The sequence below is a fragment of the Mesorhizobium sp. M0664 genome (genome assembly GCF_040320565.1).
GTDB lineage: Bacteria > Pseudomonadota > Alphaproteobacteria > Rhizobiales > Rhizobiaceae > Mesorhizobium.
In genome coordinates this window covers 36791-63306 of record NZ_JAMYPW010000030.1, presented here as the reverse complement: position 1 = coordinate 63306, position 26516 = coordinate 36791, and the positions used below count along the sequence as shown (strand labels likewise).

Annotated in this window: 27 protein-coding genes and 1 pseudogene; 24 read left to right on the top strand and 4 right to left on the bottom strand. The window is 61.1% G+C overall.

Going from position 1 to position 26516, the window contains the following annotated elements; genetic code table 11:
* Window positions 1-137: 137 nt before the first annotated feature.
* The 14 genes from NKI39_RS23080 (at window position 138) to NKI39_RS23015 (ending at window position 13932) form a co-directional block, all read left to right on the top strand.
* Complete coding sequence (locus NKI39_RS23080; protein WP_352834619.1) at window positions 138-278, top strand: hypothetical protein; 141 nt, start codon at window positions 138-140, stop codon at window positions 276-278.
* Between the two features lie 31 nt (window positions 279-309).
* Complete coding sequence (locus NKI39_RS23075; protein WP_023722098.1) at window positions 310-984, top strand: response regulator transcription factor; 675 nt, start codon at window positions 310-312, stop codon at window positions 982-984.
* A 40-nt stretch (window positions 985-1024) separates the two neighbouring features.
* A complete protein-coding gene (locus NKI39_RS23070; protein WP_352834617.1) occupies window positions 1025-2377 on the top strand; it encodes a sensor histidine kinase in 1353 nt (450 codons plus the stop codon).
* Complete coding sequence (locus tag NKI39_RS23065) at window positions 2374-3477, top strand: ABC transporter substrate-binding protein (protein WP_352452015.1); 1104 nt, start codon at window positions 2374-2376, stop codon at window positions 3475-3477. Before NKI39_RS23070 ends, NKI39_RS23065 begins: the two co-directional genes overlap by 4 nt.
* 210 nt (window positions 3478-3687) lie before the next feature.
* On the top strand, window positions 3688-4791 hold the full coding sequence (locus NKI39_RS23060) for an ABC transporter substrate-binding protein (protein WP_352834614.1): 1104 nt from the start codon (window positions 3688-3690) through the stop codon (window positions 4789-4791).
* A 120-nt stretch (window positions 4792-4911) separates the two neighbouring features.
* Window positions 4912-6582, top strand: a complete 1671-nt coding sequence (locus tag NKI39_RS23055) for an ABC transporter permease (protein ID WP_352508356.1) — start codon at window positions 4912-4914, stop codon at window positions 6580-6582.
* Window positions 6575-7639: an ABC transporter ATP-binding protein gene (locus NKI39_RS23050; protein WP_352508357.1), complete on the top strand. Its 1065-nt coding sequence runs from the start codon at window positions 6575-6577 to the stop codon at window positions 7637-7639. The genes NKI39_RS23055 and NKI39_RS23050 overlap by 8 nt, the downstream gene beginning before the upstream one ends.
* Before the next feature lie 334 nt (window positions 7640-7973).
* On the top strand, window positions 7974-8981 hold the full coding sequence (locus NKI39_RS23045) for an AI-2E family transporter (RefSeq protein WP_352693726.1): 1008 nt from the start codon (window positions 7974-7976) through the stop codon (window positions 8979-8981).
* Window positions 8982-9236: 255 nt separating this feature from the next.
* Entirely contained in the window at window positions 9237-9812 is a 576-nt protein-coding gene (locus NKI39_RS23040) for a hypothetical protein (RefSeq protein ID WP_352508359.1), read from the top strand.
* 276 nt (window positions 9813-10088) lie between these two features.
* Window positions 10089-10430 (top strand): copper homeostasis periplasmic binding protein CopC, encoded by a 342-nt coding sequence (copC, locus tag NKI39_RS23035; RefSeq protein ID WP_352797738.1) that lies wholly within the window; start codon window positions 10089-10091, stop codon window positions 10428-10430.
* A gap of 2 nt (window positions 10431-10432) precedes the next feature.
* Window positions 10433-11290: a copper homeostasis membrane protein CopD gene (gene copD / locus NKI39_RS23030; protein WP_352623823.1), complete on the top strand. Its 858-nt coding sequence runs from the start codon at window positions 10433-10435 to the stop codon at window positions 11288-11290.
* Between the two features lie 453 nt (window positions 11291-11743).
* Window positions 11744-12223 carry a hypothetical protein gene (locus NKI39_RS23025; RefSeq protein WP_352834612.1) on the top strand — a complete coding sequence of 160 codons (480 nt, stop codon included), beginning with the start codon at window positions 11744-11746 and terminating at the stop codon, window positions 12221-12223.
* A 329-nt stretch (window positions 12224-12552) separates the two neighbouring features.
* Window positions 12553-13197, top strand: coding sequence for a DUF1007 family protein (locus tag NKI39_RS23020; RefSeq protein ID WP_502898595.1), 645 nt, complete (start codon window positions 12553-12555; stop codon window positions 13195-13197).
* A gap of 21 nt (window positions 13198-13218) precedes the next feature.
* A complete protein-coding gene (locus NKI39_RS23015; protein WP_352452073.1) occupies window positions 13219-13932 on the top strand; it encodes a HoxN/HupN/NixA family nickel/cobalt transporter in 714 nt (237 codons plus the stop codon).
* 164 nt (window positions 13933-14096) lie between these two features.
* On the opposite strand, the gene NKI39_RS23010 is transcribed toward NKI39_RS23015, so the two are convergent.
* The 3 genes from NKI39_RS23010 to NKI39_RS23000 form a co-directional block, all read right to left on the bottom strand.
* A complete protein-coding gene (locus NKI39_RS23010; protein ID WP_352577931.1) occupies window positions 14097-14885 on the bottom strand; it encodes a hypothetical protein in 789 nt (262 codons plus the stop codon).
* Between the two features lie 11 nt (window positions 14886-14896).
* Entirely contained in the window at window positions 14897-15553 is a 657-nt protein-coding gene (locus NKI39_RS23005) for a HupE/UreJ family protein (protein WP_352622530.1), read from the bottom strand.
* Between the two features lie 129 nt (window positions 15554-15682).
* Complete coding sequence (locus NKI39_RS23000) at window positions 15683-16066, bottom strand: hypothetical protein (protein ID WP_352622528.1); 384 nt, start codon at window positions 16064-16066, stop codon at window positions 15683-15685.
* A 106-nt stretch (window positions 16067-16172) separates the two neighbouring features.
* On the opposite strand from NKI39_RS23000, the gene NKI39_RS22995 reads away from it, so the two are divergent.
* From NKI39_RS22995 to NKI39_RS22950, 10 genes and pseudogenes are all read left to right on the top strand, one after another.
* On the top strand, window positions 16173-16454 hold the full coding sequence (locus NKI39_RS22995) for a metal-sensing transcriptional repressor (protein WP_352693716.1): 282 nt from the start codon (window positions 16173-16175) through the stop codon (window positions 16452-16454).
* A gap of 9 nt (window positions 16455-16463) precedes the next feature.
* Window positions 16464-17807: a cation diffusion facilitator family transporter gene (locus NKI39_RS22990; protein ID WP_352693744.1), complete on the top strand. Its 1344-nt coding sequence runs from the start codon at window positions 16464-16466 to the stop codon at window positions 17805-17807.
* A 60-nt stretch (window positions 17808-17867) separates the two neighbouring features.
* Complete coding sequence (locus NKI39_RS22985) at window positions 17868-19190, top strand: MFS transporter (protein WP_352594293.1); 1323 nt, start codon at window positions 17868-17870, stop codon at window positions 19188-19190.
* 9 nt (window positions 19191-19199) lie between these two features.
* Complete coding sequence (locus NKI39_RS22980) at window positions 19200-19640, top strand: YqaA family protein (protein ID WP_352623815.1); 441 nt, start codon at window positions 19200-19202, stop codon at window positions 19638-19640.
* 163 nt (window positions 19641-19803) lie between these two features.
* Window positions 19804-21366 carry an ABC transporter substrate-binding protein gene (locus NKI39_RS22975; protein WP_352834610.1) on the top strand — a complete coding sequence of 521 codons (1563 nt, stop codon included), beginning with the start codon at window positions 19804-19806 and terminating at the stop codon, window positions 21364-21366.
* 28 nt (window positions 21367-21394) lie between these two features.
* Window positions 21395-22336 (top strand): ABC transporter permease, encoded by a 942-nt coding sequence (locus NKI39_RS22970; RefSeq protein ID WP_352577926.1) that lies wholly within the window; start codon window positions 21395-21397, stop codon window positions 22334-22336.
* A gap of 4 nt (window positions 22337-22340) precedes the next feature.
* Window positions 22341-23252: an ABC transporter permease gene (locus NKI39_RS22965; RefSeq protein WP_023722127.1), complete on the top strand. Its 912-nt coding sequence runs from the start codon at window positions 22341-22343 to the stop codon at window positions 23250-23252.
* On the top strand, window positions 23249-24262 hold the full coding sequence (locus tag NKI39_RS22960; RefSeq protein ID WP_352834608.1) for an ABC transporter ATP-binding protein: 1014 nt from the start codon (window positions 23249-23251) through the stop codon (window positions 24260-24262). The genes NKI39_RS22965 and NKI39_RS22960 overlap by 4 nt, the downstream gene beginning before the upstream one ends.
* Window positions 24255-25238, top strand: a complete 984-nt coding sequence (locus NKI39_RS22955; RefSeq protein ID WP_352577925.1) for an oligopeptide/dipeptide ABC transporter ATP-binding protein — start codon at window positions 24255-24257, stop codon at window positions 25236-25238. The genes NKI39_RS22960 and NKI39_RS22955 overlap by 8 nt, the downstream gene beginning before the upstream one ends.
* A gap of 36 nt (window positions 25239-25274) precedes the next feature.
* Window positions 25275-25379 (top strand): annotated as a pseudogene (locus NKI39_RS22950) (YqaA family protein); the annotation flags it as partial.
* 221 nt (window positions 25380-25600) lie between these two features.
* Here the strand turns inward: NKI39_RS22950 and NKI39_RS22945 are convergent.
* Window positions 25601-26344, bottom strand: coding sequence for a sulfite exporter TauE/SafE family protein (locus NKI39_RS22945; RefSeq protein WP_352834604.1), 744 nt, complete (start codon window positions 26342-26344; stop codon window positions 25601-25603).
* Between the last annotated feature and the right edge of the window lie 172 nt (window positions 26345-26516).

The window sequence follows — 26516 nt, the reverse complement described above, 5'->3', positions numbered from 1 at the left end:
GATGGTGGTGCATCTACTAGCGACTGATCACGGTGCGGTCGAATACGTTGAATGCGGCAAAATGCGTATCCAGCCGTGGCTTGCAGCGCGGGTTATGTACCGACGCGCCCCGTTCTTGGCGTGGATGCGCAGATCACATGAAGGCAGACGCCATCACGCAGCCCGTCGATAAAGCTCAGATGATTGGACAGCTTGAACTGCTGACGGTAACAGGGCTGAAGCCAACGCGTGATCTGCAGATGATGTCAAGCGCCTCTCCGCAAAGAGGTGATGCTTGATAGGCGGCTGCTTCCGTGCAAATGCTCCGGCATGCGAATTCTCCTCGTCGAAGACACGCGCGACGTTGGCGAGGCTATCAGCCGCCGCTTCGAAACGATCGGCCACGCAGTCGATTGGGAGACGGACGGCCGTGCTGCCGCAGAGATCCTCGATTTCACCTGCTACGATCTCGTCATCCTCGACGTCATGCTGCCCAGCCTCGACGGGTTCGAAATCGTTCGACGGCTCCGGCAGGCAAGGAATACGACCCCGGTTCTGATGTTGACGGCCCGTTCCGAGATAGAGGACCGCGTTGGCGCGCTCGATCTCGGCGCCGACGACTATCTGGTCAAACCGTTCGATTTCCGGGAATTGGAAGCGCGCGCCCGTGTTCTGCTCCGGCGGAAAAGCGGCGAGGCGACCAACATCGTACAGTGTGGCGATGTCGTGCTCGACCGCGGCAGCCGCTCAGTGCGAGTAGGCAGGCGCGAGGTGCAATTGAAACGACGAGAAATGACGTTGCTTGAGATACTGGCGTCGCGGCCAGGCCGCGTCTTCAGCAAGGATGAACTTATCGATCAGCTTTTCGGGTTTGACGAGCCGGCCAATCAGAACGCGATCGAACTTTATGTCGGGCGGCTGCGCAAGAAGCTGGAAGGCGCCAAGGCGCAGATCGTTACCGTGCGGGGCGTGGGATATCAGCTGGCTTCCGATGATACCGGCTGAGCCTTCCCTTTTCACGCGCCTGGCGGTCCGCATCTCGCTGGTGCTGGGCCTGGGCGCGGCTCTTCTGGTGAGTGCGGCGTCGTACTACGCACGTACCGCCGCCGATGACGCCTATGACCGGCTTCTGCTTGGTGCGGCCATCCAGATGGCAGACAGCCTTACGGTTGAATCCGGTTCGCTCATCATCAACCTGCCGGTATCAGCTTTTGAACTCCTGGGCCTCGCCAGCCGCGATCGCATCTTCTATCGCGTGATCGGCCCTTCCGGCGCGACGCTGACAGGTTATGCCGATCTGCAAACAGAAGTTGATCTGGCCGCAATACACGATGTCCCGGTATTGGAATCGGCGCATTATCGCGGCGAACCGGTTCGGATTGCGGTGGTGGCGCGCGCACTGTCCGATCCAGCCGTATCCGGTTGGGCGCATGTCATCGTTGGGCAGACCACGGAAGCCCGCCGCGCGCTCGCGAGTGAATTGACTCTCAGGGCGACCGTCCTCTTGGCGATCATGAGCATATTGGCTTTAGCTGGAGCGATGATTGCTATTCGCTATTCTCTGCAACCGGTCAAGCATCTCGGAGCGACGCTCCGCCGTCGCGATCCACAAGACCTGACGCCGGTAACGGTCGTCGTACCGAGAGAATTGCGGCCCTTCGTTACTTCCATCAATTATTTCATGAGTCGGCTCGACGAGCGCGTGAAACTCCTGCAGCGCTTCATCGCCGACGCGGCGCACCAGATCAGAACGCCGCTGACAGCGCTAACGGCGCAGCTCGATCTGTTGAGTCAAGCCAAGCTGGACAAGTCGAGCCGCCAGCATCTCGATCGCGTACAGCAGCGCGCCAGCGAACTTGCGCGCCTGACCAACCAGTTGCTCAGCCACGCCATGGTCATCCATCGTGCCGATTCCGTGCAGCTTCAGCCGCACGGTCTGGCAGATGTCGCACGGCGCGCTTTCCGTGCGGCGGTTCCGATAACTATCGATCCGGACATTATCGTCTCCTTCGAGGCGCCTGACGACGAGCCGGTCGTGCTTGCGGACGCCGTCAGCCTTCGCGAAGCGATCGTCAACATCATCGACAATGCCTTGCGCCATGGAGTGGTGTCGCGCCTTGAGGTCAGAGTACGCAGCGACGGTACGCGTGCCCATCTCGAGGTCGAAGATGACGGACCGGGCATTCCGCCGGGCGAGTGGGAGCGGGTCACGCAGCGCTTCGAAACGTCCAAATCTCATGACGGCAGCGCAGGTCTTGGTTTCGCCATCGCGTCGGAGGTTGCGGCGGCTCACGGTGGCGCGCTGACCTTTCGCGAGACAAGCAAGGATGGCGGGAAGGGCACGCAAGGGTTCACCGTCACCTTGACGTTGCCCATCGCCACGGAGAAGACCGGATGATAACGGGAACATTGCCGACATTCGGTTTGATGGCTGCCGTCCTCCTATGCATCGGTCACGCGGCAAGAGCTGCTGAAGGAAGCAGCGCATTTTTCCCTTCGTCTCAGCCGGAGAAGGACCGACTGTCGATCCACGCCGCGACCGATCTGGCGGCTATGGAACCACTGATCCGGGATTTTCAGTCCGTTTTCCCCAACGTGGCAGTCGAGTATGTTGAATATGTCACCAACGACTTGCAAAGGAGTGCCAGTGAAGCCTGTCGGACGGACGCGGTGCTGGGCGACATCTTGTTGTCTCCGTCGGTCGACCAACTCGTGAAGCTCGCCAATGACGGCTGCGCGGCGCCGCACGTGTCGGCCGAAACCGCGCATGTCGCCAATTGGGCAAACTGGCGCGACGAGGTATTCGGCTTTACCTACGAACCGGCCGTCTTCGTCTATAACGCCCGCCTCGTGCCGTCCGGCGACGTACCGCGCACCCACATCGAACTCGCCGATCTTCTCAGGCGGCGGATCGATTTTTATCGCGGACGGGTCGGAACGTTCGACATCCGACTTTCGGGCATCGGCTACCTATTGGCGTTCAGTGATGCGCGGCAGACGACGGCGGTCTACGGTCGGCTTCTGGAAAGCATGAGCCGAGCGGAAACTGTGGTGCGTTGTTGCACCGCGGAGACCCTTCAGGACGTTGCAAACGGGAGCCTATATATAGGCTACAATATGATCGGGTCATATGCCTACGCCGCGGCCAGGGGCAATTCCGATTTGAGGGTCGTTGTCCCGCGGGACTATGCGCTGATACTCAGTCGTGGCGCGCTCATTCCGAAGACGGCGCCGAATATGGGCGTTGCCAAACGATTTCTCGACTACCTTCTGTCAGCCCGGGGACAGAAGGTTGCCAGGGATAGCGCCTTCTTCTTTGCCGAGAACGGGCAATTGCCTGAGGGAGCGGACGGCCCGGAAAAACTTGGGGAGTCTGGTATCGCGCGCGCCATACGCATCGGCCCTGCGTTACTTGCCGTACAGGACGAGGCGTTGCGCCGCCGCTTCATCGAGGATTGGAGCAAGTCCATGATCGATGCGCAGGGCCAGCGACCGTGACGCGTAGGATGCCGCCCCAAGATTTCAACAATTCGGCAATACGTCGATGTGGCCGATCCCGCTGTCGTCGACAATCTGATCACGACCCATCGGGCCTAGTCGGCTGAGCAAACCTCGACATCGCCGTGACAGGTTGGTGACAGGTCAGGATGATACTCGCCTTTTGTGCCTGGAGGAGGTACGATTTAGGCGAACTTGGAGGAGACCCTAATGAAAAATCGTCTTGCGACGATGATGGCCGCGTTTTCGCTGTCAGCCGCTTTTGTGACGCTTGCCGCCGCTGCCGAGATCCCCGCCGGGTATCCGGACAACTACAAGGATCTGGTGGCCGCCGCCACCGCGGAAGGACACCTCAGCATCTATTCGACGACCGATGCGGCGCTGGTCCAGCCCTTGCTCAGGGACTTCGAAGCAGCATTCCCCGGCATCGCCGTCGAATATTCCGACCTCAATTCCACCGAACTCTACAATCGCGTCATTGCCGAAACCGCTTCGGGCCAAGGCACGGTAGATGTCGCATGGTCTTCGGCTCCGGATCTGCAGATCAAACTTGCCTCAGACGGCTATGCGCAGGAATACAAATCCGTGGAGGCGGCCCACCTTCCGGCCTGGGCGTCCTACAAGGACATGGTCTATGGTACCACCGCCGACCCGGTGACTTTCGTCTACAACAAGCGTCTCGTGCCTGAAGGCGATGTTCCCGCAACCCACGCCGATCTTCTCAAGCTGATGACCGGGAAGACCGCAGAATATGATGGTAAGATCGCGTCCTACGATCCGGAAAAATCCGGTGTCGGCTTCTATTTCTACAACCAGGACGCCAAGAACTGGACCGATTCCTGGGCGCTTAACAAGGCTTTTGGCAAGGCCCATATCAAGCTCTACAGCTCCGCCGGCTCGATGATCGAGAAGGTCACGTCTGGCGAACATTCCATCGCCTATGGCATCTTCGGCTCATATGGCCTCGCCAAGCAGGCCAAGGACGAGAACCTCGGTGTGATAATCCCGAAGGACTATGTCCTGGTGACCACCCGCGCCACCGTCATTCCGGCGGAAGCCCAGGATCCCAATGCTGCGAAGCTATTCGTGGACTATCTGCTGTCGGCGCGCGCGCAGAAGCTGATCGCCGACGACATCAAGCTCTATGCCGTTCGTGATGACGTTGAAGGGGCAACCACGCTGGCGTCCATAAAGGCGGCCGCCGGTGAAAACGTTCACCCGATCGCGCTCGACGACAAGCTGCTCGAAGGTCTCGACGAGACGACACGGCTGGCGTTCCTCAACGAGTGGCAGAAGGCCATGAAGGGCGAGTAATCGCTTGATCGGGAGTGCCTCCACAGTCGGCTCTCTCACCCTTCTTGCTATTAAGAATCATCGGAACGGCGCGCTTGCGCTCTTGCTAGCGGACGGCCCCCGGCTTTGTTCGAGGCGATCATGCCCTTCCGTGTCTTTCGTGTCAGCACCAACCTCCTCGCCATCCTGGTGGTGCTGGCACCGGTCACCCTGATCATTTATCAGAGTTTTCTGTCCGCGCCTTTCTTCCAGAAAACCGCGCATCTGTCGCTGAACGCCTACAGCTTCATCCTCGCGGACGCGGATTTCTGGCTAGCGCTGACGACTTCGCTCAAGCTCGCGGTGGGCATGACGGTGATCGCAGTTCCGGTGGGAATCCTGCTGGCGTTCATCATCGTGCGCACCGACGTGCCGGGCAAGCGCTGGCTGGAGCCGATCATCCTGATCCCGGTTTTCATGTCGGCGGTGGTGCTGGCCTTCGGCTATGTGATGACACTGGGACCAGTCGGCTTCGTCTCGCTGGCGGTCAAGTCGATGATCGGCTACGTGCCCTGGAATGTCTATTCGGTGACATCGATCGCGATCATTGCCGGGCTCACCCATGTCCCACATGTCTATCTCTATGCATCGGCGGCGCTCCGCAACGTTGGCGCCGACCTCGAAGAGGCGGCACGCACCGCCGGCGCTGGCCCTTGGCGCGTCGCCGCCAGTGTGTCGCTGCCCATGGTGATGCCGGTGGTGCTCTATGCGGCGGTTCTGGTGTTCTTCCTCGGTTTCGAACTTTTCGGCCTGCCGCTGGTGCTTGGCGATCCGGAAGGCGTGCTGGTTCTCGCCACCTATCTCTACAAGCTCACCAACAAGCTCGGTGTTCCTTCCTACCAGTTGATGGCCGTAGTGGTGGTGGCGATCATCATGATCGCGCTGCCGCTGGTGGTGCTGCAGCGCTACATGCTGCGCAACGCCAGCCGCTATGTGTCTGTCAAAGGCAAGGGCAGTCGGCACAACCCCATCCGGCTGGGCGCTCTTCGCTGGCCGGCCTTCGCGCTTGTGGTGGCCTGGTTCGCGGCCACCGTGATCATACCGGTGGGCGGCGTCGCAATTCGTTCACTGGTGACAAGCTGGGGCGTCGGGGTGAATATCTTCCAGGTGCTGACGTTGGATCACTATCGCGATCTCGCTGACTATCCGAATGTCATCAGCGCCATTCTCAACACGGTCGGCGTCGCGGTGGTCGGCGGCGCGGCTTCGATCGCGGCCTATACTGCCGTGGCACTCGCCGGTCACCGCTCGAACGCACCCCTGACCAAAGTCGTCGATTACGTGGCCATGATACCGCGGGCGATGCCGGGCATTGTGGCTGGCCTTGCCATGCTGTGGATATTTCTCTTCTTCAAGCCGATCGCACCCCTGCGTGCCACGATGATCTCGGTATGGCTCGCCTATACCATTGTGTGGTTCGCCTATGGCATGCGGCTGATTTCCGGAACGCTCCTGCAGATCGGCAAGGAGCTCGAGGAAGCCGGCCGGTCAGTTGGCGCCAGCGAGGGCCGGGTCGCCAGGGACATCACGCTGCCGCTCATCCGCGGCGGCATGTTCTCAGCCTGGCTGTTGATCTTCCTGATCTTCGCCCGTGAATATTCGACGGGCGTCTATCTGCTCGGACCGGGAACCGAAGTGATCGGCTCGCTCATGGTTTCCCTTTGGGGCACCGGCGCGATCGATCTGGTTTCCGCTCTCGCCGTCATCAACACCGTCATCATCGTGACCGGTCTTGCCCTCGCAATGCGCTTTGGAGTCCGCCTCAATGACTGATATCATCATAGACGGCCTGCGCCTCAGTTACGGCACCCTCGAGATCCTGAAAGGTGTGTCCTTTTCGGTCGAACCGGGTCAGATCGTCGCCTTGCTCGGCGCGTCCGGGTCCGGCAAGACGACGCTCTTGCGAGCGGTCGCCGGTCTGGAGACACCCAACAGCGGCAAGATACTGCTCGGTGACAAGCCGCTTTTCGATGCCGGGCAGAACATCAATCTGGCGCCGGAAACGCGCGGTCTCGGGCTGGTATTCCAGTCCTATGCGCTGTGGCCGCATCGGACGGTGTCCGAGAATGTGGGTTATCCCCTGAAGCTGCGCAAAGTGTCCCAGGCAGATGTTGCGAGCCGCGTCCAGAAGGCTTTGGACAGCATCGGCCTCGGCAAACTGGGCGAGCGCTATCCGCATCAGCTCTCCGGCGGACAGCAGCAGCGCGTGGCGCTGGCCCGTGCGCTGGTCTATGAGCCGAATGTGATTCTGCTCGATGAGCCGCTGTCAAATCTGGACGCCAAGCTACGCGAAGAAGCGCGGATCTGGCTGCGCCGCCTCATCACCAATCTCGGGCTATCGGCGCTGTGCGTCACCCATGATCAGGTGGAAGCGATGGCGCTCGCCGACCGCATCCTGCTGCTCAACGGCGGCCAGATCGAACAGGACGGAACGCCCAAGCAAATCTACAACAAGCCGAAGAGCCTGTTTGCAGCAGAGTTCATGGGTGCCAGCAATCGCCTTGACGGCGTGGTCACCGCCATCAACGGCAACCGTGCGGAAATTGTCGCCAACGGCATCCATCTTGTGGGCAGCGCCCAGCAGGAGCTGACCGTCGGCGCCAAAGTCACCGCACTCGTCCGGCTTGAGCGGGTGACGTGGTCCGGGGAGGACGGGCCTGGACGTATCGCCATGACCTGCGTCGAGAGCCTTTTCCTTGGCGATCGGCATGAAGTCATTTTCGAAAGCAATGACCTGACAATCCGGACCTATTCCCGGGACGCCCTTCCGTCCGGCCAATACTATGTCGAGTTCCCCTTCGAGGATCTGATGGTCTTCGCGGCGGAATGAACTTCGGCTTCACTACGAAGAGGATCATTCTTGCCAACCGGCATAAACATCCTCGAGCGGCTGACCTGCCATCGGTAATTTCCTCCATCTGAGATTAAAGTCCGGCCTCGATTTAAGGGCGGACTGATGAAGAGAATGCGGTTTACGCAAGAGCTGATCATCGCGGTCCTGCGTGAGCATGAGGCGGGGCAAAAGCGGGCGACCTGGCGCGCAAGCATGGGATCTGCGAGGCGGTTAGCCTTACACACGTGTCGAAGGCGTGTTCGCTTGCGCATCACCGGGTATCAAAGCTAATGAAACCCGGAGAGGACTTGGCTGCTTCTGCAGGTGAAAAGTGCTGACTTTCTCATGGTTCTATCTCGCGTCGTGCCTGCTTGCGCTTATAGCGCTCGTCGCCGTTCTCGAACTCGGACTGCTTCCGGCACTGCTTTCGGGCCTTCTCGTGTTCAACATCGTTCATTTCGCCGCACCGATGCTCCATCGAATCGGCGTCTCCAACAGCCTGACGAAAAGCCTTGCGCTGACCTTGGTGGCATTGATCTTCACGCTCCTGGTAGCCGCCGCTATCTTTAGCGGCATGTCGCAATTGACTGGCGGTTCGGAGAACGTCGTGACGCTCCTCAAGAAGATGGCCGAGATCATCGATACCGCGCGCGTCCATCTCCCATCCTGGGCGATGGCCTATTTTCCATCAAACATCGAGGAACTGGAAGTCTTCGCGGCCCGGTGGCTCCGCGAACATGCCGGCCAGCTTCAACTCGTTGGGCGGGATGTTGGCGTCCTGGTGGTCCACATTGTCGTCGGCATGGTGATCGGCGGCTTGATCGCGGTGAGCTCGGCGGCGCCATCGCGCGAGCCCGGCCCACTGGCGGTCGCGCTCGCGGATCGTGTCAACATTCTGAGCAAGGCCTTTCGCAACATCGTGTTCTCGCAAATCCGGATTTCGGCGTTGAATACGTTTCTGACGGCGATCTATCTCGTCGCTGTTCTGCCGTCCTTCGGCATCGATCTGCCATTCATCAGGACAATGATAGCGCTGACTTTCGTCGCTGGCCTTCTGCCGGTCATCGGCAATCTGATCTCCAACACGGTGATCGTGGTTGTCAGCCTCAGCATCTCCTTCCTTGCAGCGCTCGGCTCGCTTGCTTTTCTCATCATCATTCACAAGCTCGAATACTTCGTAAACGCCAAGATCATCGGTTCGCGGATCAATGCGCGTGCCTGGGAGCTTCTTCTGGCGATGGTTTTCATGGAAGCCTGGTTCGGTATGCCGGGTCTTGTCGCCGCGCCGATCTATTATGCCTATCTGAAGGCTGAACTGACGATGCGCGGGCTAATCTAGCGTTAGGGCAGGTGGCGATTTGACGACGCAAGCAAGGTTGCTGGGAAACCGCGCAAATTTGGCCACTCGCTGAACAGCACCATCTGGTTAGTGAACCCTCAAGAGTTTCGTGACCGATTTGAAGGCCCCCGTTTAATAGCACGCCCACTGCAAAGACATTAGAAGGCGCGCTAAAACATAAATTGTCCGGAGGCATGTAATCTGCTACTGTTTGATCACCGACAAACGGCTCTGGAAAGCCGTGCGTCGGACATCATGCACAAGATCAACTCAAACCGGAGAACGGCCATGAAACGGCTTCTGACGGTCGCTGCCCTTTTGGCGGCAGGCAGTTTGGTTACGATGCAAGGCGCAGCCGCCGACGACGCTGCGATGATCAAGAGCGCTGAATCTGCTGCACCCCCTGCCGTGGCAAGCGGCGCTGCGGTCTACGCCGCGGATGAAAAGGGCGCCATGCGCACCCTGCGCGAGGGCAAGAACGGCTTCTGGTGCATGCCGGACAGCCCGTCCACGCCCGGCCCGGACCCAATGTGCGGCGATGCCAACGCGATGGAATGGGCGATGGCATGGATGGAAAAGAAGGAACCGCCCAAGGGCAAGGTCGGCTTCATGTACATGCTGTCCGGCGGTACCGATGGCAGCAACACCGATCCCTATGCGACGAAGCCCGAGGAAGGCAACAATTGGATAGAGACCGGCCCGCATGTGATGATCGTCAACGCAATGGACATGATGCAGGGCTATCCGACGGACCCCAAGCCTGACACATCCAAGCCCTATGTGATGTGGCCGGGCACTCCATACGCACATCTCATGATCCCGGTTAAGTAGCTGAAATGGAGTCACGCGGGCGCCAACGCTTGTTTCGCCCGCGCTTGTCCTGATAATTACAAACGCTTGCGGCGTCCGTGACCTTCAATCGAGAGTCTCGGCGGTCGGTAGCGGGTTGGCCTGATCTCTCATCACTTTTCCGGCAAATGGAAAGTTTCGTGACAGCTCGAACAGTGGCGGCCCTGCAATACCAAATATTCGTATATTCGTCAGGAAGTGCATAGTCTTTGATGACCGTCGTCGCGGGAGGAGTTCGCGTTGAACCGGACTATCCGAATGATCGCCACACTTGCGCTGTGGAGCGTGCCATTATCCGGCCAGGCGCTTGCGCATGCTCGATTGGTCGAGGCTACTCCAGAGATCAATAGCACCATTGCCGCTCCGCCCACTGAGATTCGACTGCGCTTTAGCGAACCCATTGAGGCTCGATTCTCGGGCATCGATCTTTCGGGGCCGGATGGTGCGAAGATCACCACGGAGATCGCGGTGCGCGATAAGGACATGGTGGCACCTGTATCAAGGTCCCTTGCGCCGGGTGTTTATCAAGTTGATTGGCACGCGCTGTCAGCAGACGGGCACAAGGTGAAGGGCAATTTCAAATTTGAAGTCAGACCGTAGAAATGGACGTTGATGGCACTCTGGCCTTCGCCCGGTGGGTCTACTTCCTCTCAGTGATGATTCTATTCGGGTCGGCACTCTTCCCTTTCTATGCGCTAGGCAGAACCGCGGCTCCCGCGCTTGCGCCTCTACCCCGTAACATCAATCCTGCCCTCGCACTTGCGGCCGCAATCTTCGCGGCAATTTGGCTGCTGTGCTTTACGGCCGGGCTCTCCGGACGCGAGGGTATGGTTGACACCTTGCGCGGCGTCCTCATGGAAAGCGACTTCGGAACTGTTTGGTTTGTTCGCCTTTCGCTCGTTCTCCTGCTCCTGGTGATCAGTTTCTCGGGGCGGCCCGAATTGATCGTCGGGCCGGCTTTCTTGCTACTGACCTGCGAGGGTTGGCAGGGCCACGCGGCGGCGTTGGGCCTTCTAGGCTCACTGACTCAAGCTCTCCATGTTGCAAGTGCCGGGGCGTGGATAGGTGGCCTCCTGCCCCTCGGCCTGCTTATCGCGGCAGCGCAGCGGCATCCATCCGAAGTCGCAGGCGTGGAAACCGTCCTGTGGCGCTTCTCCCGCTTTGGTATGGTGGCGGTTGCGCTCATTTTTTTGACGGGCGCCATGAACACTTGGCTCGTGCTTGGCTCGTTCCCCGATCCGCGCAACAGCTACGGTCGAATTCTCCTGTTCAAGATCAGCCTATTCGTCGCGATGGTCAGTTTGGCGGTCTACAACCGATACGCCCTGGTCAGCCGCATGAAGTCCGAACCGGCCAAAAGCTTGGGCACATTATCTCGCAACGTTGCGCTGGAGCAGATCATCGGGTTTGGGGTGCTTATGGATGTAAGCGCGCTGGGGCTTATGGATCCGTACGCGTGACGCGCTGACTTTGCAATTATCCGCTGGCAACGTTTCTGCAATTCGCGATCGACACTCACCTCTATCCGCCTGGCGCACAGAGTGGCTGGCCGGTCTGGCTGCCGATCTCAACCAACGTCGGGACGTGTGGAGCGCGGATATATGCCTGCCACCTAGACACGATTCCATGCGTAAACGAGTAACTGCCAGCACCAGCCGGCCAGCGTTCATCGCTCCTTTGATCCCCACCCTGGTGGAGAAGCCTCCCGAGGGCCGAGGGATGGACACACAAGTTCGACGGCTACCGCGGGTCTTCAATGCGGACCGCGTCGGAGAATAACTGGCGAATGATACTACGGGGCGACGGCGCAGCCGCCGACAGTCGGATGGAGGTCGATCTCGTCGCAGCCGCTGGGCCCGCTAAATGGCACTCTTGACTAACGTGCCAGAGGGTCCATTTTTTGACCCTGCGGTGTGCTGATGTCGAAGCCCCTCTTTATCCCGGCGCTCGCTGCTATATGCCTGAGATCGCCGCTGGTGCGTGCCGATAATGTCGATCTGGCGTTGGAAGCTTTTCACGGTATTTGTCTTGCCCATGGACCTGACTTCGAACGAACCGTCGCTGCGGCCAGGAGACGCGGATGGACTCCGTTGTCCGGCGACGCAGCACTTGCCCCCGTCGATGACGTAGACGCCTTCCAGGGCTGCGAGGCGACCGGTGACGACGTGCAAACTTGCTCCATAAAGCTATTCGATGTCGACCGCGCGCCATTCAAGGAGCGTTTCTTCGCCCGGACGGATGCCGAAACAATCGGCGAGGACAGAAACGGAATGCAAGTTTCCAAACTCTACATATTGACAGCCGGCAATCGCAAGCAGCTTGTCCATTTGACGTTCCCGAGGTCCCGGATCACATCGAACACGGTCATTGCAAGCTCGATCGCCGACGACTAGGGCGGATCAGCTGGTGTTATCTGCACGGGACGCGGGGCTTTTTGCGTTTGCAAGGAACTCGCGATAGGAATGCTCTGAATCGATCTGGAGCAGCAAATTGAGCGATCGGCAAAAGATCATCTGGATGATAGTGGTGGCAATCCTTGCTGGTATCGCGGTGATCATGCTCAAACATTGGCTGAAGGGCGACCTTGGGTAGCTGCCTCCTTAAATGAAGCAACACAGCCCTGATCGATCAAGGTTGGGCTTTGGCCCGTCCCATTTCGGCCTGCTTGCAATGGCAGGTGTCCTGTCTGATGCGGAATCGACGAGCGAAATGTGAGCGAAAAATGCAACTGACAGGCATGGTATCAGGCGCGGCGCTGTTGCTCGCTTCCGCCGCGGCAGCGAACGCCCATCCGCATGTCTTTGCCGAAGCGACGCTGGACCTGACCGTCGGTCCAGACAGAACGCTCAAGTCGCTTCGGCATCTCTGGCGTTTCGACGACCTCTTTTCCAGCACCGTGCTGATGGAATTCGACAAGAATTCCGACCTTGTCCTTGATGCCAAGGAACTCGATGAAGTCGCTCTCACCGTCCATGCGTCGTTGGCCGAGTACAACTACTTTCAGATGGTGACCTTGAACGGCAAGGACGTGACGATGGCGCCACCGCCGAAGTTCAGCGTCAGCTATGAAAACGATCAACTCGTCGTCCAGTTCGAAACGCAGCCGAAGGACCCGTTGGCCCTTGCTGGAAAAGTCAGTATCGGTGTCTACGATCCGACCTTCTACACGGCAATCGATTTTACCGACGACGACAAGCTTGCGGTGGCCGGTCTGCCGCAAGGCTGCTCACGTTCCGTCGTCCGTCCAGATCCGGACACGGCCATCGCGCAGAACCAGAAGAGCCTGACAGACGCGTTCTTCAGTGATCCGACGGGGACCGATCTCGGCAAGATTTTCGCGACGCGCCTCGAATTGACGTGCGGCTGACCCGGAGCCGGTTCGATGGCCATGTTCCAGACGCTGGTCGAGTTCCAACGCACGATCTACCTGGCGCTGGCCGAGCAGATCAAACTGCTTGCGGCCGGCGGCGGTTGGCTGGCGTTCACGGCCTTTCTGCCCATGGGCATTCTGTTCGGTGCGGCGCATGCGCTGACGCCGGGCCATAGCAAGGCTGTCCTGGCCACCTATCTGGCAGGATCGGACGCCAGCGTCCGGCGTGGGCTTCTGGTGTCGCTGACACTCTCCTTCACGCATGTAACGATTGCCGTGCTGATCGCGGCGCTCTCGTTGCCGTTGGTATCGATTGCCCTGGGCAGTGTTGGCCGCGCCCCGCTGCTGGAAGACGTCAGTCGGGGCCTGCTTGGCCTGATCGGCATTTGGATGCTCTGGCGCGCATTGAGCCACGGCCATCACCACAAGCATGAGGGCGAGGCCGTCGGCGTCATGGCCGGCCTGATCCCATGCCCGCTGACGCTTTTCGTGATGACCTTTGCGATATCCAGAGGCGTTCCGGTCGCCGGCATTCTTTTCGCAATCACCATGATGGCCGGCGTGGCGCTGACGCTGTCTTGCGTTGCGGTGCTGTCGATCCTGTTTCGTGAACGTCTGGTGCATTTTTTCGATAGCCGGCCACGCCTGTTCGATGCCATTTCCCGAGCCATTGAGGGCGCTGCCGGCTTGGCGCTTGCCGGCGTAGCCGTTTGGCAGATCACGTCGGGCTGAAATGCCGTGAACCAGATCGAGCGGTGGATCAAGACCCGTTTACCTGAAGGTCAGCCGTGTCTTCCTCGCGGCGCAAAGCTTCGACGTGCATCTGCGCTCGTCGGTGGAACAGACGGATAGGTGACGCCCGACGCTCGAAGTGGCGCCGGGCGACCCTGTATGCGCTAGATCATACGCTTGATGTCGATGTAGTCGCCTTCAGTCTGGATCGTCAGGGTCACGTCGCTGCCACCGCGGTTGCGCCAGAACCAACCGTGATTTCCATCGAAGGCGGCTTCAATGGCACCTTCGTCAGCTGGAACGCTGCGACCCTTTTCATAGCTGACGGACTGACCGCCGCCATCGCCGTGCGTCTCGAAGTTCACCACGCCACCGTCAGCTGTCCAGGAAAAGTTTGCCTTGGCGCCCTGCCGCATCACGAGCTTGACTTCGGCACCCTGGCCTGGCGCCAACGTGAAGGATAGCTCGTCTTGCCTTCCATCTGGCTGGATCGGGGCTTCCGAGGTTGCTTCGGTGGCAGGCGTTGTAGCAATGGCCGGAGCCTCGGCAGGAGCGATCTCTCCAACTGTCACATTGTCTTGGGATACCGCCTCCCCAGTTGGCGACGGCTGCAAAGCAGGCCGTTCGGCGGTCAGGGCGACGAGGAGGTTTTCAATTCGGTCCATGCGCGCCATCAATTCGGCCGGAGGGACCATTTGCGTCATCCGCTCGGTTGGTGCCTTCGCGCTGGCCATTTCGTCGGCTGCCGCCTCGGCTGCCAGCTGTGTCTTGATTTCGCCCATTCTGGTGAGGCCGAGCAATCTGCCTGCTCCAGTCGGGTCGATCGCATACTCGGACGGCATGACGACCGTGATGAGCAAGGCGAACGCCGTCAGCGCGGCAATGAAGGTGGAGCGCTTGAGCTGCGCTGACGTCGGCAAATCGGCGCGGCTGGGAAGGTCGGTGTTGTACATGATTCGGTTCCTTATGCGGCGACGAACAGGCCGGTGAGCTGATATCCGATCAGCAGGAAACCAGCCGTCATCATGATGACGTTTGCGGTATAGGCGTGGCGCCAGAAGCTTCGTGTCCGGCGCCAGTAGCCCATCACGATCAAGATGGCGCCGAGGGCCATGAGCTGGCCGAACTCGACACCGACATTGAAGGCCAGCAGGTTCGGCACAAGGCCGTCAGGCGAGATGTTGTATTCGATGATCTTCGTCGACAGGCCAAAACCGTGGAAGAAGCCGAAGACCAGCGTCGCGACTTTGGTGTTCGGCTGGAAGCCGAGCCATCGCTGGAAAGCGCCCATATTGTCGAGCGCCTTGTAGACCACGGAAAGGCCGATGATCGCGTCGATGATGTAGCTGTTGATGCCGACGTCGAAGTAGACGCCAAGCAGCATGGTCGTGGAGTGGCCGAGCGCAAACAGGCTGACATAGATGCCGATATGCTTCATCCGGTAGAGGAAGAAGATCACGCCGAACAGGAACAGGATGTGGTCGTATCCGGTCACCATGTGCTTGGCGCCGAGATAGATGAAGGGCAGCACGTTGATGCCCGAGATTTCCTGGATATAGCCCTTGTCGCCCTCGGCCACGGCGTGGGCGAAGGCAGCCCCGCCCAGGAGCGGCAGGGTCATGAGAGCGATAAGGAGGGGCAGGGCGGGTCGCCAACGCGTGCGACGCGAGCCTGTCCGGCCCCGGTCGAAGGGTCCTTGCATAAGATTTCCAATCTTCGTCGTTGAGGGTGGCCGCGCGAGCGGCCGCGATCATGCGGCGAGGAATGGTCTGGGCGGTCGCTCAAGCCGGAATGTCGTATCCGGATCGACGAAAGTCAGCGGATAATTCAGCCAGCCCCGTTCGAGCTGCGGAACGGTCGGTGCGAAGTCGGCTGGCGTGCTCGCCGTCTCGTGCGAGTGGTCGGCTGCATTGTGCCCGTGAAAATGGCCAGCGCTCTGCTCGTCGGCAACGCCGTCATCGTGTGCGTGGTCATGATCTTCGATCTGCGCGGCGGCTCCGCCGTGACGTTCAACCGCGGTGGCAATCGCGATCGGATCGTGTGAGGTCGAATAGCCGAAAGGACGCAGCACGCCGAACATCATCGCTAAAGCGATGACCAGACAAAAAACTGTGCTGTGGATCCGATTCGGCATGAACGGCGATTATTCTCCAAAATCCTAACGAATGGTTGTTGACTGCACCGGAATCGAGGCCTCTTTGAGGCTTGTTGTATCCCCTCCAAGAGGATAGTATCAAGAGATGAGCAAGCAGCCTCATACCCACGAAACCCATCCCGATATCGTCAAGCGCCTGAAGCGGGCTGGCGGACATCTCAAGGGCGTCATCGAAATGATCGAAGCGGGCCGGCCCTGCCTCGATCTTGCCCAGCAGCTCCATGCTGTCGAGAGGGCCATCGCGCAAGCCAAGAAGACCCTGATCCAGGATCATCTCAACCATTGCCTTGAAGACGTCGTCGGGCCGCTGGCGCGCGAGCAGCGCCGCTCGATCGACGAGTTCAAGGATATCACCAAGTACCTGTGAGAGAACACCATAATGGATAAGATACGCGACTGGTTCGGCTTCGGTCCGATGACGCAGGGCTTCGGCGGCCATGGACATGATCATGGTGATGGTGATGGCGGCCATGGCCACACCCACGGCGTCATCGATCCGACGATCGCCACGACGACGCGCGGCATCTGGGCAATCAAATGGTCATTCGTCGTTCTGGCCGTCACGGCAGCGCTCCAGCTTGTGGTCGTGTTCCTCTCCGGCAGCGTGGCGCTGCTGGCCGACACCATCCACAATATCGGCGACGCGGTCACCGCCGTCCCGCTGTGGATCGCCTTCATGCTGGTCCGCCGCAAACCGAGCAAGGCGTTCACCTACGGCCTGGGCCGCGTCGAGGATCTGGCCGGGATCGTCATCGTTCTCATCATTCTTTTCAGCGCCATCGTCGCAGGCTATGAGGCGATCGACAGGCTGATCAATCCGCGTCCCATCGCATTTCTTGGCTGGGTCGCCATCGCCGGCCTCATAGGCTTCATCGGCAATGAAGCGGTCGCCGTATTTCGCATCCGCGTCGGACGAGAGATCAACAGCGCGGCGCTGATCGCGGACGGCTACCATGCCCGCACCGACGGCTTTACCAGCCTGGCGGTCGTGCTGGGCGCTATCGGCGTCTGGCTGGGCTTTCCGCTTGCCGATCCGATCATCGGACTGCTGATCACCGCGGCGATCTTCGCCATCGTCTGGCAGTCGTCGAAAGCCGTGTTGACGCGCATGCTCGATGGTGTGGAGCCCGGCATCATCGACGAAATCCATCATGCCGCCGAACATGTGTCCGGCATCGAGCGCCTTGGAAGTGTGCAGGCGCGCTGGATCGGCCATCGCCTACATGCCGACGTCGCCATCAGTGTTCCGGATGCGGCGACGGCCAAAGACGTACTGGGCGTCAGCGAAGCCCTTAAGGAGGAACTGTTCGCCCACTTGCCGGCGTTGGCGGAAGCCAATGTCCGCCTCGAAAGCTCAGCGGGTTCGACCGCCAAGCGGGGGGAAACCTCTCATGCTCATCATCATGCACCGGAGCCGTTCAAGGTCGTATGCGAGCTGGCTGCAGGGACATTGGAAATCGTCGATACGCCCGGCGGTGAACGGATGCGGCTAACCATCGATCGCCACGCCGATGATTTGACAGCGACTGTGATCATCGACCGACCCGAAGGGCCAGAGATGCTTCGCCTCGAGCCCGTCGCTGACAACCATCATCGGCTTGAGAGCACCATCGCCCCTGCCGAGCCGCATGAGTTCCAGGCGAGGTTGATCCTGGCCGCGAAGGGTCGCGAGCAGGTGCTGCCGTTCAAGATGGTCGAGCCGGAAGGTCACCATCACTGAGACAGGCAGGCCGTTCGCGCCAGTTCTCGACGAACCGTCATCCGCTGCAAGAAGACAAATATGCTTCAGGTCCTGGCCAATCGCACTTACCGTCATCTCTTCTTGGCCCAGGTCATCGCCCTGATCGGCACCGGCCTTGCCACCGTGGCGCTCGGGCTGCTGGCCTATGATCTTGCCGGCGCCGACGCCGGCGCGGTGCTCGGCACGGCGCTCGCCATCAAGATGATCGCCTATGTCGGCGTGGCGCCTGTCGCCGCCGCGTTCGCCGAGCGCCTGCCACGCCGCACCATGCTGGTTTCGCTCGACCTCATCCGGGCTGTGGTCGCGGTGTTCCTGCCCTTCGTTACCGAAGTCTGGCAGGTATATCTTCTCATCTTCGTCCTGCAGTCGGCGTCGGCAGGCTTCACTCCGGCCTTCCAGGCCTCGATCCCTGACGTGCTGCCCGAGGAGAAGGACTACACGCGGGCCCTGTCGCTGTCGCGACTGGCCTACGATCTGGAAAGCGTCGTCAGTCCCATGCTGGCGGCGGCGCTGCTTTCCGTCATCAGCTTCCACGGCCTGTTCGCCGGTACGGTTGTCGGCTTCCTGGCGTCCGCGGCGCTGGTCGTCTCCGTGGTGCTCCCCAGCCCGCAAGCCTCGGAGCCGCGCGGCATCTATGAGCGCACGACGCGCGGAATCCGCATCTATCTGGCGACGCCGCGATTGCGCGGGCTGCTGGCCCTTAACGTTGCCGTCGCGGCGGCAAGCGCGATGGTGATCGTCAACACGGTCGTCCTGGTGCAGGCGCAGTTCGGCCTCTCGCAAAGCGACACGGCGCTGGCGCTCGCAGCCTTCGGCGGCGGATCGATGATTGCAGCCCTTGCCCTGCCGCGGCTGCTGGAGAACGTCCCGGACCGGGTTGCGATGCTCTCGGGCGCCGCGATCCTGGTCGCGGGCGTGCTGGTGGGACCGCTCGCCGGCAGCTACTATCTGCTGCTGCCGCTCTGGTTCGTGCTGGGGCTCGGCTATTCGCTGGCGCAGACGCCTTCGGGCCGATTGATCAGACGTTCTGCCGATGCCGTCGACCGGCCCGCTCTGTTTGCTGCCCAATTCGCGCTTTCGCATGCCTGCTGGCTGATCACCTATCCCATTGCCGGCCGCGTCGGTGCGGCGATGGGATTGCCCTTCACCTTCATTCTGCTCGGCATCATTGGCGCCGCAGCCCTGCGTGCCGCGATCTGGCTCTGGCCGAAACACGATCCCGACGTGCTTGTACATACGCATGTCGATCTGCCTGAGGACGACCGGCACATCGGCGACGCAGTATGGTCGGAAGCGGGCTATGAGCATTCGCATGGCTACGTCGTCGACGATCGGCACCCGAAATGGCCCAAGGCAAGCTGAGAGCTCGAAATGCCTGGCGAGCTCGCCATCTATGGCGGTCTTTTCCTGACCGCGTTTGCCGCGGCGACCATTCTGCCGATGCAATCGGAAGCAGCCCTTGCGGGACTGCTCCTGACAGGAAGCCATGCTCCGGCTCTGCTCATCGCTTTCGCAGGCGCAGGCAATGTGCTCGGCTCGATCGTCAACTGGTGGCTCGGCCGGGGGATCGATCGCTTTCGCAACCGCAAATGGTTCCCGGTAAAGCCCTCCGCGTTGACGCGCGCGACGCGATGGTATCAGCGCTATGGACGATGGTCGCTGCTGTTGAGCTGGCTGCCTCTCGTCGGCGATCCGCTGACGGTCGTGGCGGGGGCGCTGCGGGAGCCATTCTGGAGCTTCCTTGCGATCGTCACGATCGCGAAGGTCGGCCGCTACCTCGCGCTGACGGCGATGACGCTGAGCTGGACTTAGCGCTTGTCGAGACCCGCGCCGGCACCGCGACATTACGCAGGATGGCGCTTTCCTTTGCCAAGCGCAGCGCTGCGCGCCAACTTGGATTGGCGCCGAATATGTCTATACAAATGGGAATGCATGTGTACAATCGCTACCAATCAATCAAAAATGGGGAACTGAAATGATCACTCTCGACCGCCGCAATTTCCTTGTTTCCACCGCCGGCCTTGCCTTCGCCGCTGCGCTGCCACGCACCGCCTTTTCCGAAACCAACGACACGCTGAAGATTGCCATCGCCGCGGAGACCGGCGATCTCGACCTGCTGCAGAATGTTTCAACGCTGAGCACCTACACCATCGTCTTCGATGCGCTGATCCACTACGGCCAGAACGGTGCGCTTGAGCCGGGACTTGCCACCAAATGGACCATTGCCGACGATCAGCTTTCGATCGCTTTCGATCTGCGTGAAGGCGTGACCTTCAGCGACGGCACGCCGTTCGATTCCACCGCAGCCGAATGGAACCTCAAGCGATGGATGGGGGTGAGCGACTTCTCCTGGATCGGCATTTCCGATGCGTTCGACAGCATTGTCACGGACGGACCAAACAAGCTGACGGTCAAGCTGAAGCGACCGGTGCCGGCCGCACTCCTCGAACTCACCATCGTCCGCCCAGTTCGTTTCCTGTCGCCCAAGGCAGTCGACAAGGATGGCAAGCAGACGGCGCCGATCGGAACCGGTCCATGGATCGTCGAAAAATACGATTCGAGCGGCACCAGCCTCGTTCGCAACGACGAATACTGGGGCGAGAAGCCGCTTTTCAGCCGCATGGAATTGAAGGTGGTTCCCGATGAACTCGCTCGTGCCAACGGCCTCCGCTCAGGCGACCTCGATGTCATCGGTGGCGACTGGGTGGCGACGCTATCGCCGCGCCGCGCCCGTGCGCTGGAAAGCGACGGCATGAAGGTTGTTGCCGAGCCGGGCACCGCGACGATGCTGCTCGGCTATTCGCCGAAGTCGAAGATCATCGCCGACAAGGCCGTTCGCGATGCCGTCTATGCATCGGTCGACCGGGCGGCGATCGCCAAGGTCCTGTTCGAGGGCTTTGCCGACCCGGCCGCCGATCTGTTCCCGGCGAACGTGCCGTCGTCGGGCAAGCGGCATGACGTGCCGGTGCGTGACGTGGCGGCGGCCAAGAAGATACTTGCCGACGGGGGCTGGGCAGAGAGCGGCGGCGCCTGGACCAAGGCTGGCTCTCCTCTGACCATCGACTTTCTGGTTTCCGAAGAGTCCCTGCCGGGATCGCGGCGCATCGCCGAAATGATCCAGGGTCAATTGTCCGAGGTCGGTTTCCAGGTCCAAGTCTCCTCGGTGGACAATGCCACCATGCATGAACGGCGTCCGGCCTTCGACTATGATCTCGCTTTCTTCACCACCTATGGCGCTCCCTATGACCCTCACGGGACCCTTGGCAATGCCTTCGTCTCGACGGCGGACAGCGGGCCTGACGGCAAGATCTATGTCTCGGACGCGCTCGACGGCGTAGTCAAGGCTGCGCTCGAGGCGAGCGGCGCCGAACGCGACCTGAAGATGCAGGCTCTCTACGATTGGCTGCACGACAACACCGCCATCTGTCCGCTTGTCGTCAGCCAGCGGCTGTGGGCTCACAATCCGCGCGCAGAGAACTTCTCGCTTCCGGCGACTGACTACGACTTGCCGTTCAAGGCGATCACGCTGAAGGCCTGAAGACTTCGAGCCCGAGTGAGGCCTGACGATGAAACGCACGATCCTGCGACGGATGCTGCTTGCCTGCCTTTTGATCCTGGCGGCATCCGCGCTGACATTCGCCCTGGTTGCGGCGGCTCCGGGCAATGTTGCGGCGCTCATTGCCGAGCGTGCGGCAGGTCCTGGCGCTGACGCGCAAATGATCGCCAAGATTGGCAACGAGCTCGGTCTCTACGACCCGTTGCCGATCCGCTACGGACGCTGGCTTTCCGGCGCGCTGGCCGGGGATTTCGGCATCTCACTGCGAACGGGAAAGCCGATCTCGTCGGAGTTTGCCGCCCGCATCCCGATGACGGCGGCTCTGCTTGCCGGCGGCGGCATTCTCGCCTTCATTTTCTCGATCGCGCTCGGCATTGCCGGCGCCGTCAGCAATGGTGGCGTGATGGACAGGTTCCTCCATGCATTTTCGCTGATCGGCGCGTCGACCCCGAACTTCTTCGTGGCGGCGCTGCTGGTCATCGTGTTTTCGGTGATGCTGGGCTGGGTACCCACCTTCGGGACCAGCGGCTTCACCTCATGGCTTCTGCCGTGGGTGACGATCGCGCTGTTCCCGGCCTCCGTTCTCAGCCGCGTCGTTCGGGTCAACCTCCAGGAAGCGATGTCGCGGCCGTTTGCGACAACCGGCTTCGCCAAGGGCTATACCAGAACGCAGGTGCTGCTGCGCGAGGCGCTGCCCAACATCGCCATTCCGTTCCTGACGACATTCGGCGCGCAATTCACGCTGATGATCATCGGATCGATCGTCGTCGAGACGGTATTTGCATTGCGCGGCGTCGGTGCCTTTTTCATCGAGGCGATCCGCTTCCGCGACTTCATCGGCATGCAGTCGGTGCTGCTGCTGTTTGTCGTCTTCTTCGTCATGGTCAATTTCATCGTCGACATGATTTGCATCGTCGCGGATCCGCGAATGCGCCGGGCGCGGGGAGCATGAGGCGATGAACATTTCCGCTATCAGGGACATCAAGGACTGGCCGTGGCTGGTGCTGCTCCCCGTAATCGGCTTTGTGCTGATCGGCATCTTCGCTCCTGCTATCATGCCTTACGATCCAAGTGCGCAGGACTATTCGGCGACACTGGAGGGCATGAGCTGGAACCACTGGCTCGGCACCGACTATCTCGGCCGAGACGTCTTCAGCCGCATCGTCGGTGGCGCCCGCATTTCCCTGGTGGCGATGGTGATCGTGCTTGTGGCCGCGTTGGCGATCGGGGTCACGATCGGCTCCTTCGCCGGCTATGTCGGCGGCCGTGTCGAGCTCGTCCTTATCAGCATCATCGATATTGCGCTGGCACTTCCGAGCCTGGTGATCGCGCTGGCGTTGATCGGCATTCTGGGCACCGGCTACTGGTCGATGATCACGGCGCTCACCCTGGCGTGGTGGGCGAACTATGCCCGCATGAGCCGCGCCGTCGTCACCGCCGAGCTGCAGCAGCCCTATATCGAGGCGGCCCGCGTGATGGGCGCCGGCCATCTGTGGATTTTTGTTCGCCATATCCTGCCGCATGTGCTTGCCCTCGTCGTGGTCTATGCAAGCGCCGACGCCGGCGCGCTTGTGCTGGCCATCGCCACGCTCAGCTTTCTCGGACTTGGCGTCGCACCGCCGACACCGGAATGGGGCCAGATGCTGGTCGACGGCATGAGCTACATCGAGGAGGTGCCGCGCCTCGTCGTGCTGCCCGGTCTGGCGCTGACGCTGGTCGTGGTCAGCTTTAACCTTCTGGGCGAAGCCTTCGCATTGCAAAAGGTGCCGCGGCCGGTTCGCGGCGCGACCTTGCGCAGACGCCGAAGGGCGCGCGCTCGCGAAGAAGCCGAGCGTAACGCCGTCGAAACGGGAACGACTTCAGCATGAGCGACGCTCAGCCAATCTATTCGATCGAAGATTTGGTCATCGACCTCTACGCCACCACCGTTTCTGTGCGGGCGGTCGACGGGGTGTCGTTCAACGTCCGTCCCGGAGAAACGGTCGCGGTCGTCGGCGAAAGCGGTTCGGGAAAGACCGTAATGACGCTCGGTCCGCTCGGCCTGCTGCCCGAGGGCGTGACCGTGGACATGAAAGGGTCGGCGCGAGCCGACGGAAGCGAACTGCTCAGCATCGGTTCCCGGCAATTGTCGGACCTGCGCGGGCGCTATTTCGGCGTGATTTTCCAGGACCCGATGAGCGCGTTGAACCCGATGCTGAAAATCGGCCCGCAGCTGGCACGCCAGGCGCGCCGTTTCGCTGGCCTGTCGCATGAGGCAGCGCGCAAGGAAGCGGTCTCGCTTCTGGCGCGCTCCGGCATCCCGGACCCCGAGGATCGCTATAACCGCTATCCGCACGAAATGTCGGGCGGCATGCTGCAACGCGCGATGATCGCGCTGGCGCTGGCGGCCCGGCCGCGCGTGCTGATCGCAGACGAGCCGACCACGGCGCTGGACGCCACGGTCCAGGCGCAAATCCTGGAGCTCATCCGTCAGATCCAGCGCGAGGATGGCATCGCGGTCGTGCTGATCACGCACGATATCGGCGTGGTCGCTTCCGTCGCCGATCGCGTCATCGTGCTTTACGCCGGCCAGGTGGCGGAGGAGGGGACGGCGATGGATGTGCTGACCCGGCCAGTCCATCCCTATACGCGCGGGCTGCTCGCATCGGTGCCGGATTTTCGCGCCGACGAAGGCGCGGCGACCCGCGAGATACCTGGCCTGCCGCCAAACCAGATCAGGCTGGAACCGGGTTGCCGGTTTGCCGAGCGCTGCGAACTGGTCGAAGCCGGTTGCCGGCAGCACCGGCCGCCGCTGCAGACGATATCCGCGTCGACGAGCCCGCACCGTGTGGCTTGCCCGGTCGTGCTGAAACGAGAGGGGATCGCCGTCCATGTCTGATGTCGCGGCGATCGAGGTCAGGGGACTAAAGGTCCATTTCGCCAACCGTTCGGGTGTCGGCGCGGTGCGGGCGGTCGATGGCATAAACCTGACGGTCGCGCGCGGCGCGTTCCACGGCATCGTCGGCGAGTCCGGCTGCGGCAAGACTACGCTGGCGCGCACCATCGTCGGTTTGCAGAAGGAGAGCGAAGGCACCGTCCTGATCGGGGGAAGGGATCGCACCGAATGGCTGAAATCGGACAGGAAGTCGTTCAGCCGCGAAGTCCAGTTCGTCTTCCAGGATCCGTTGGGGTCGATGAGCCGCCGCCAGTCCGTCTACCAGACACTGGAGGAGCCGCTGCAGATTCATCGCTTCGGTTCATCAGTCGAGCGCCGGCGCCGCATCGCCGAGCTTCTGGACCTGGTTGCGCTGCCTGAGACGGTGCTCGATCGGCTTCCACGCTCGCTTTCCGGCGGCCAGCGCCAGCGCGTTTCGATTGCGCGCGCGCTCGCGCTGAAGCCGTCCATACTGGTCTGCGATGAGCCACTTAGCGCGCTCGACGTTTCGATCCGGGCGCAGATCGTCAACCTGTTCACGTCGTTGCAGAAACAGCTTGGCCTGACCATTGTCATTGTCGCGCATGATCTGGCGATCGTGCGCGAGGTCTGCTCGAACGTGACGGTGATGTATCTCGGCCGCATCTCGGAAGCCGGCCTGACCCGCCCGCTGTTTCGCGAGCCGGCCCATCCCTACAGCCAAGCGCTGCTGTCGGCTGTTCCTTCTCCCGATCCTCGCATCGAAGCCGGGCGCCGCCGGATCATTCTCGCCGGCGATCCGCCAAGTCCCAGCGCGCCGCCTCCGGGGTGCCGGTTCAACACGCGCTGTCCGGTGGCGATCGATGTCTGCCGGGTCGAGGAACCGATGCTGCGATCGGTGCCGCATGGCGGCGTGGCAGCCTGTCATCTGGCCGATAGCGGCCGCCGCCCGGTTATCTGAAAGATGGCGTTTCTGCCCCCAACGCGTTTCGCGAGGCTGACTGTCATTGCCGGTGTCCTGCGCGAGCTTTTTTTGCTGGTCACTGCCGCCAAGGTCGGCCGTTATCTTGTTCTTGCCGCCGTAACGCTGAGCGTGATCTGACTTGGCGAAGCTTCTCGAAATTGATCGGGTTAGGGCCGGCTGGTTCGAAGGAATCCGCCCAAGAGCCATGTCTGATACACGCGGACGGGAAGCCTAGCTCTTTTTGACGACGACCTTGTCGAGGGCTGCGCGCAGGCCTTTTGCCAGCCTCTGCGCGTCGCGGGACCGGCCAACCAAGCTACGGTACAGCGCGCGAAGGGCTCCAGCCAACATGGACATTGTTAAGACATTCCTGTGGCCGCGCGCCAGGCCTGCACAACGAAGCTGTGCTGGTTCCAGATCATCAGCGCTCCACTGACAGCCATGAGCGCGACCACAAGGCCGCGGAACTGTCTTCCACTCAGGCGTTCGAGCCAGGGCTTGGCCAGCAGATTGGCAAGCGCGGCGCCCAAACCCGCGGCTAAGCCGTATATAGCCGCCTGACCACCGAGCGCGCCGAGTCCGGTGAATACCGCGATCTTGACGACATCGGTCACAAACGAGTTCACGGATTTCGTGGCGACCAACGTCTCCTTCTCCGAACCGTAGTTCAGATAGAGCGAATTCAAAACGGGTCCCACCGTGCCCATCAGCGCCGACAACAGGGCGACGATCAGGCCGGCCGGGAGGAACCACCAGCGGCGGGCTCGGTAGCTCCGCTCGCGCGCCCCGCCGCGAAATTCCCAGACTGCACTGATCAGATAGATCCCTATGAGTATCTGGAGCCATTCCGCCCGACTGTTAGCGAACAGCCAGGAGCCCGCCGCGGCGCCGGCGATGGCGCCGGGCAGATACCAACGGACCAGGCTCCAATCGATGTCGCGCCGAAAGGCCAGGGCGCGGACGGGATTGCCGATGAGCTCGGTCAAGGTGATGACCGGCGCAACCGCGGCACTCCCTGTGATGGAAGTCACGGCGGGGATCAGCAATAGACCTCCGCCTCCGGCCGAGAGGGTGTTCAGCGTCCAGGTGAGGAACCCCGCCAACGCCAGGAGGCCTAGTCTAATCCAGTCCATCGGATCAGAACGAAGCGGGCCTCCGATCGTTCCGAACGCATCGGTTCGCAAAGGCCCGGCCCGCCTTTTGAGTCTCGTGTGCGATGGAAATAATCACCCGTTACCGGGCCAAACGCGGGCGCCCGGAAGACCGGACTCCGGC

Excerpts from the sequence above, each read along its gene's own strand:
- NKI39_RS23080 (WP_352834619.1), top strand. The coding sequence starts at position 138 with ATGAAGGCAGACGCCATCACGCAGCCCGTCGATAAAGCTCAGATGATT.
- NKI39_RS23075 (WP_023722098.1), top strand. The coding sequence starts at position 310 with ATGCGAATTCTCCTCGTCGAAGACACGCGCGACGTTGGCGAGGCTATC.
- NKI39_RS23065 (WP_352452015.1), top strand. The coding sequence starts at position 2,374 with ATGATAACGGGAACATTGCCGACATTCGGTTTGATGGCTGCCGTCCTC.
- NKI39_RS23060 (WP_352834614.1), top strand. The coding sequence starts at position 3,688 with ATGAAAAATCGTCTTGCGACGATGATGGCCGCGTTTTCGCTGTCAGCC.
- NKI39_RS23055 (WP_352508356.1), top strand. The coding sequence starts at position 4,912 with ATGCCCTTCCGTGTCTTTCGTGTCAGCACCAACCTCCTCGCCATCCTG.
- NKI39_RS23050 (WP_352508357.1), top strand. The coding sequence starts at position 6,575 with ATGACTGATATCATCATAGACGGCCTGCGCCTCAGTTACGGCACCCTC.
- NKI39_RS23040 (WP_352508359.1), top strand. The coding sequence starts at position 9,237 with ATGCACAAGATCAACTCAAACCGGAGAACGGCCATGAAACGGCTTCTG.
- copC (WP_352797738.1), top strand. The coding sequence starts at position 10,089 with ATGATCGCCACACTTGCGCTGTGGAGCGTGCCATTATCCGGCCAGGCG.
- copD (WP_352623823.1), top strand. The coding sequence starts at position 10,433 with ATGGACGTTGATGGCACTCTGGCCTTCGCCCGGTGGGTCTACTTCCTC.
- NKI39_RS23020 (WP_502898595.1), top strand. The coding sequence starts at position 12,553 with ATGCAACTGACAGGCATGGTATCAGGCGCGGCGCTGTTGCTCGCTTCC.
- NKI39_RS23015 (WP_352452073.1), top strand. The coding sequence starts at position 13,219 with ATGTTCCAGACGCTGGTCGAGTTCCAACGCACGATCTACCTGGCGCTG.
- NKI39_RS23010 (WP_352577931.1), bottom strand. The coding sequence starts at position 14,885 with ATGTACAACACCGACCTTCCCAGCCGCGCCGATTTGCCGACGTCAGCG.
- NKI39_RS23005 (WP_352622530.1), bottom strand. The coding sequence starts at position 15,553 with ATGACCCTGCCGCTCCTGGGCGGGGCTGCCTTCGCCCACGCCGTGGCC.
- NKI39_RS23000 (WP_352622528.1), bottom strand. The coding sequence starts at position 16,066 with ATGCCGAATCGGATCCACAGCACAGTTTTTTGTCTGGTCATCGCTTTA.
- NKI39_RS22995 (WP_352693716.1), top strand. The coding sequence starts at position 16,173 with ATGAGCAAGCAGCCTCATACCCACGAAACCCATCCCGATATCGTCAAG.
- NKI39_RS22985 (WP_352594293.1), top strand. The coding sequence starts at position 17,868 with ATGCTTCAGGTCCTGGCCAATCGCACTTACCGTCATCTCTTCTTGGCC.
- NKI39_RS22980 (WP_352623815.1), top strand. The coding sequence starts at position 19,200 with ATGCCTGGCGAGCTCGCCATCTATGGCGGTCTTTTCCTGACCGCGTTT.
- NKI39_RS22975 (WP_352834610.1), top strand. The coding sequence starts at position 19,804 with ATGATCACTCTCGACCGCCGCAATTTCCTTGTTTCCACCGCCGGCCTT.
- NKI39_RS22970 (WP_352577926.1), top strand. The coding sequence starts at position 21,395 with ATGAAACGCACGATCCTGCGACGGATGCTGCTTGCCTGCCTTTTGATC.
- NKI39_RS22965 (WP_023722127.1), top strand. The coding sequence starts at position 22,341 with ATGAACATTTCCGCTATCAGGGACATCAAGGACTGGCCGTGGCTGGTG.
- NKI39_RS22960 (WP_352834608.1), top strand. The coding sequence starts at position 23,249 with ATGAGCGACGCTCAGCCAATCTATTCGATCGAAGATTTGGTCATCGAC.
- NKI39_RS22955 (WP_352577925.1), top strand. The coding sequence starts at position 24,255 with ATGTCTGATGTCGCGGCGATCGAGGTCAGGGGACTAAAGGTCCATTTC.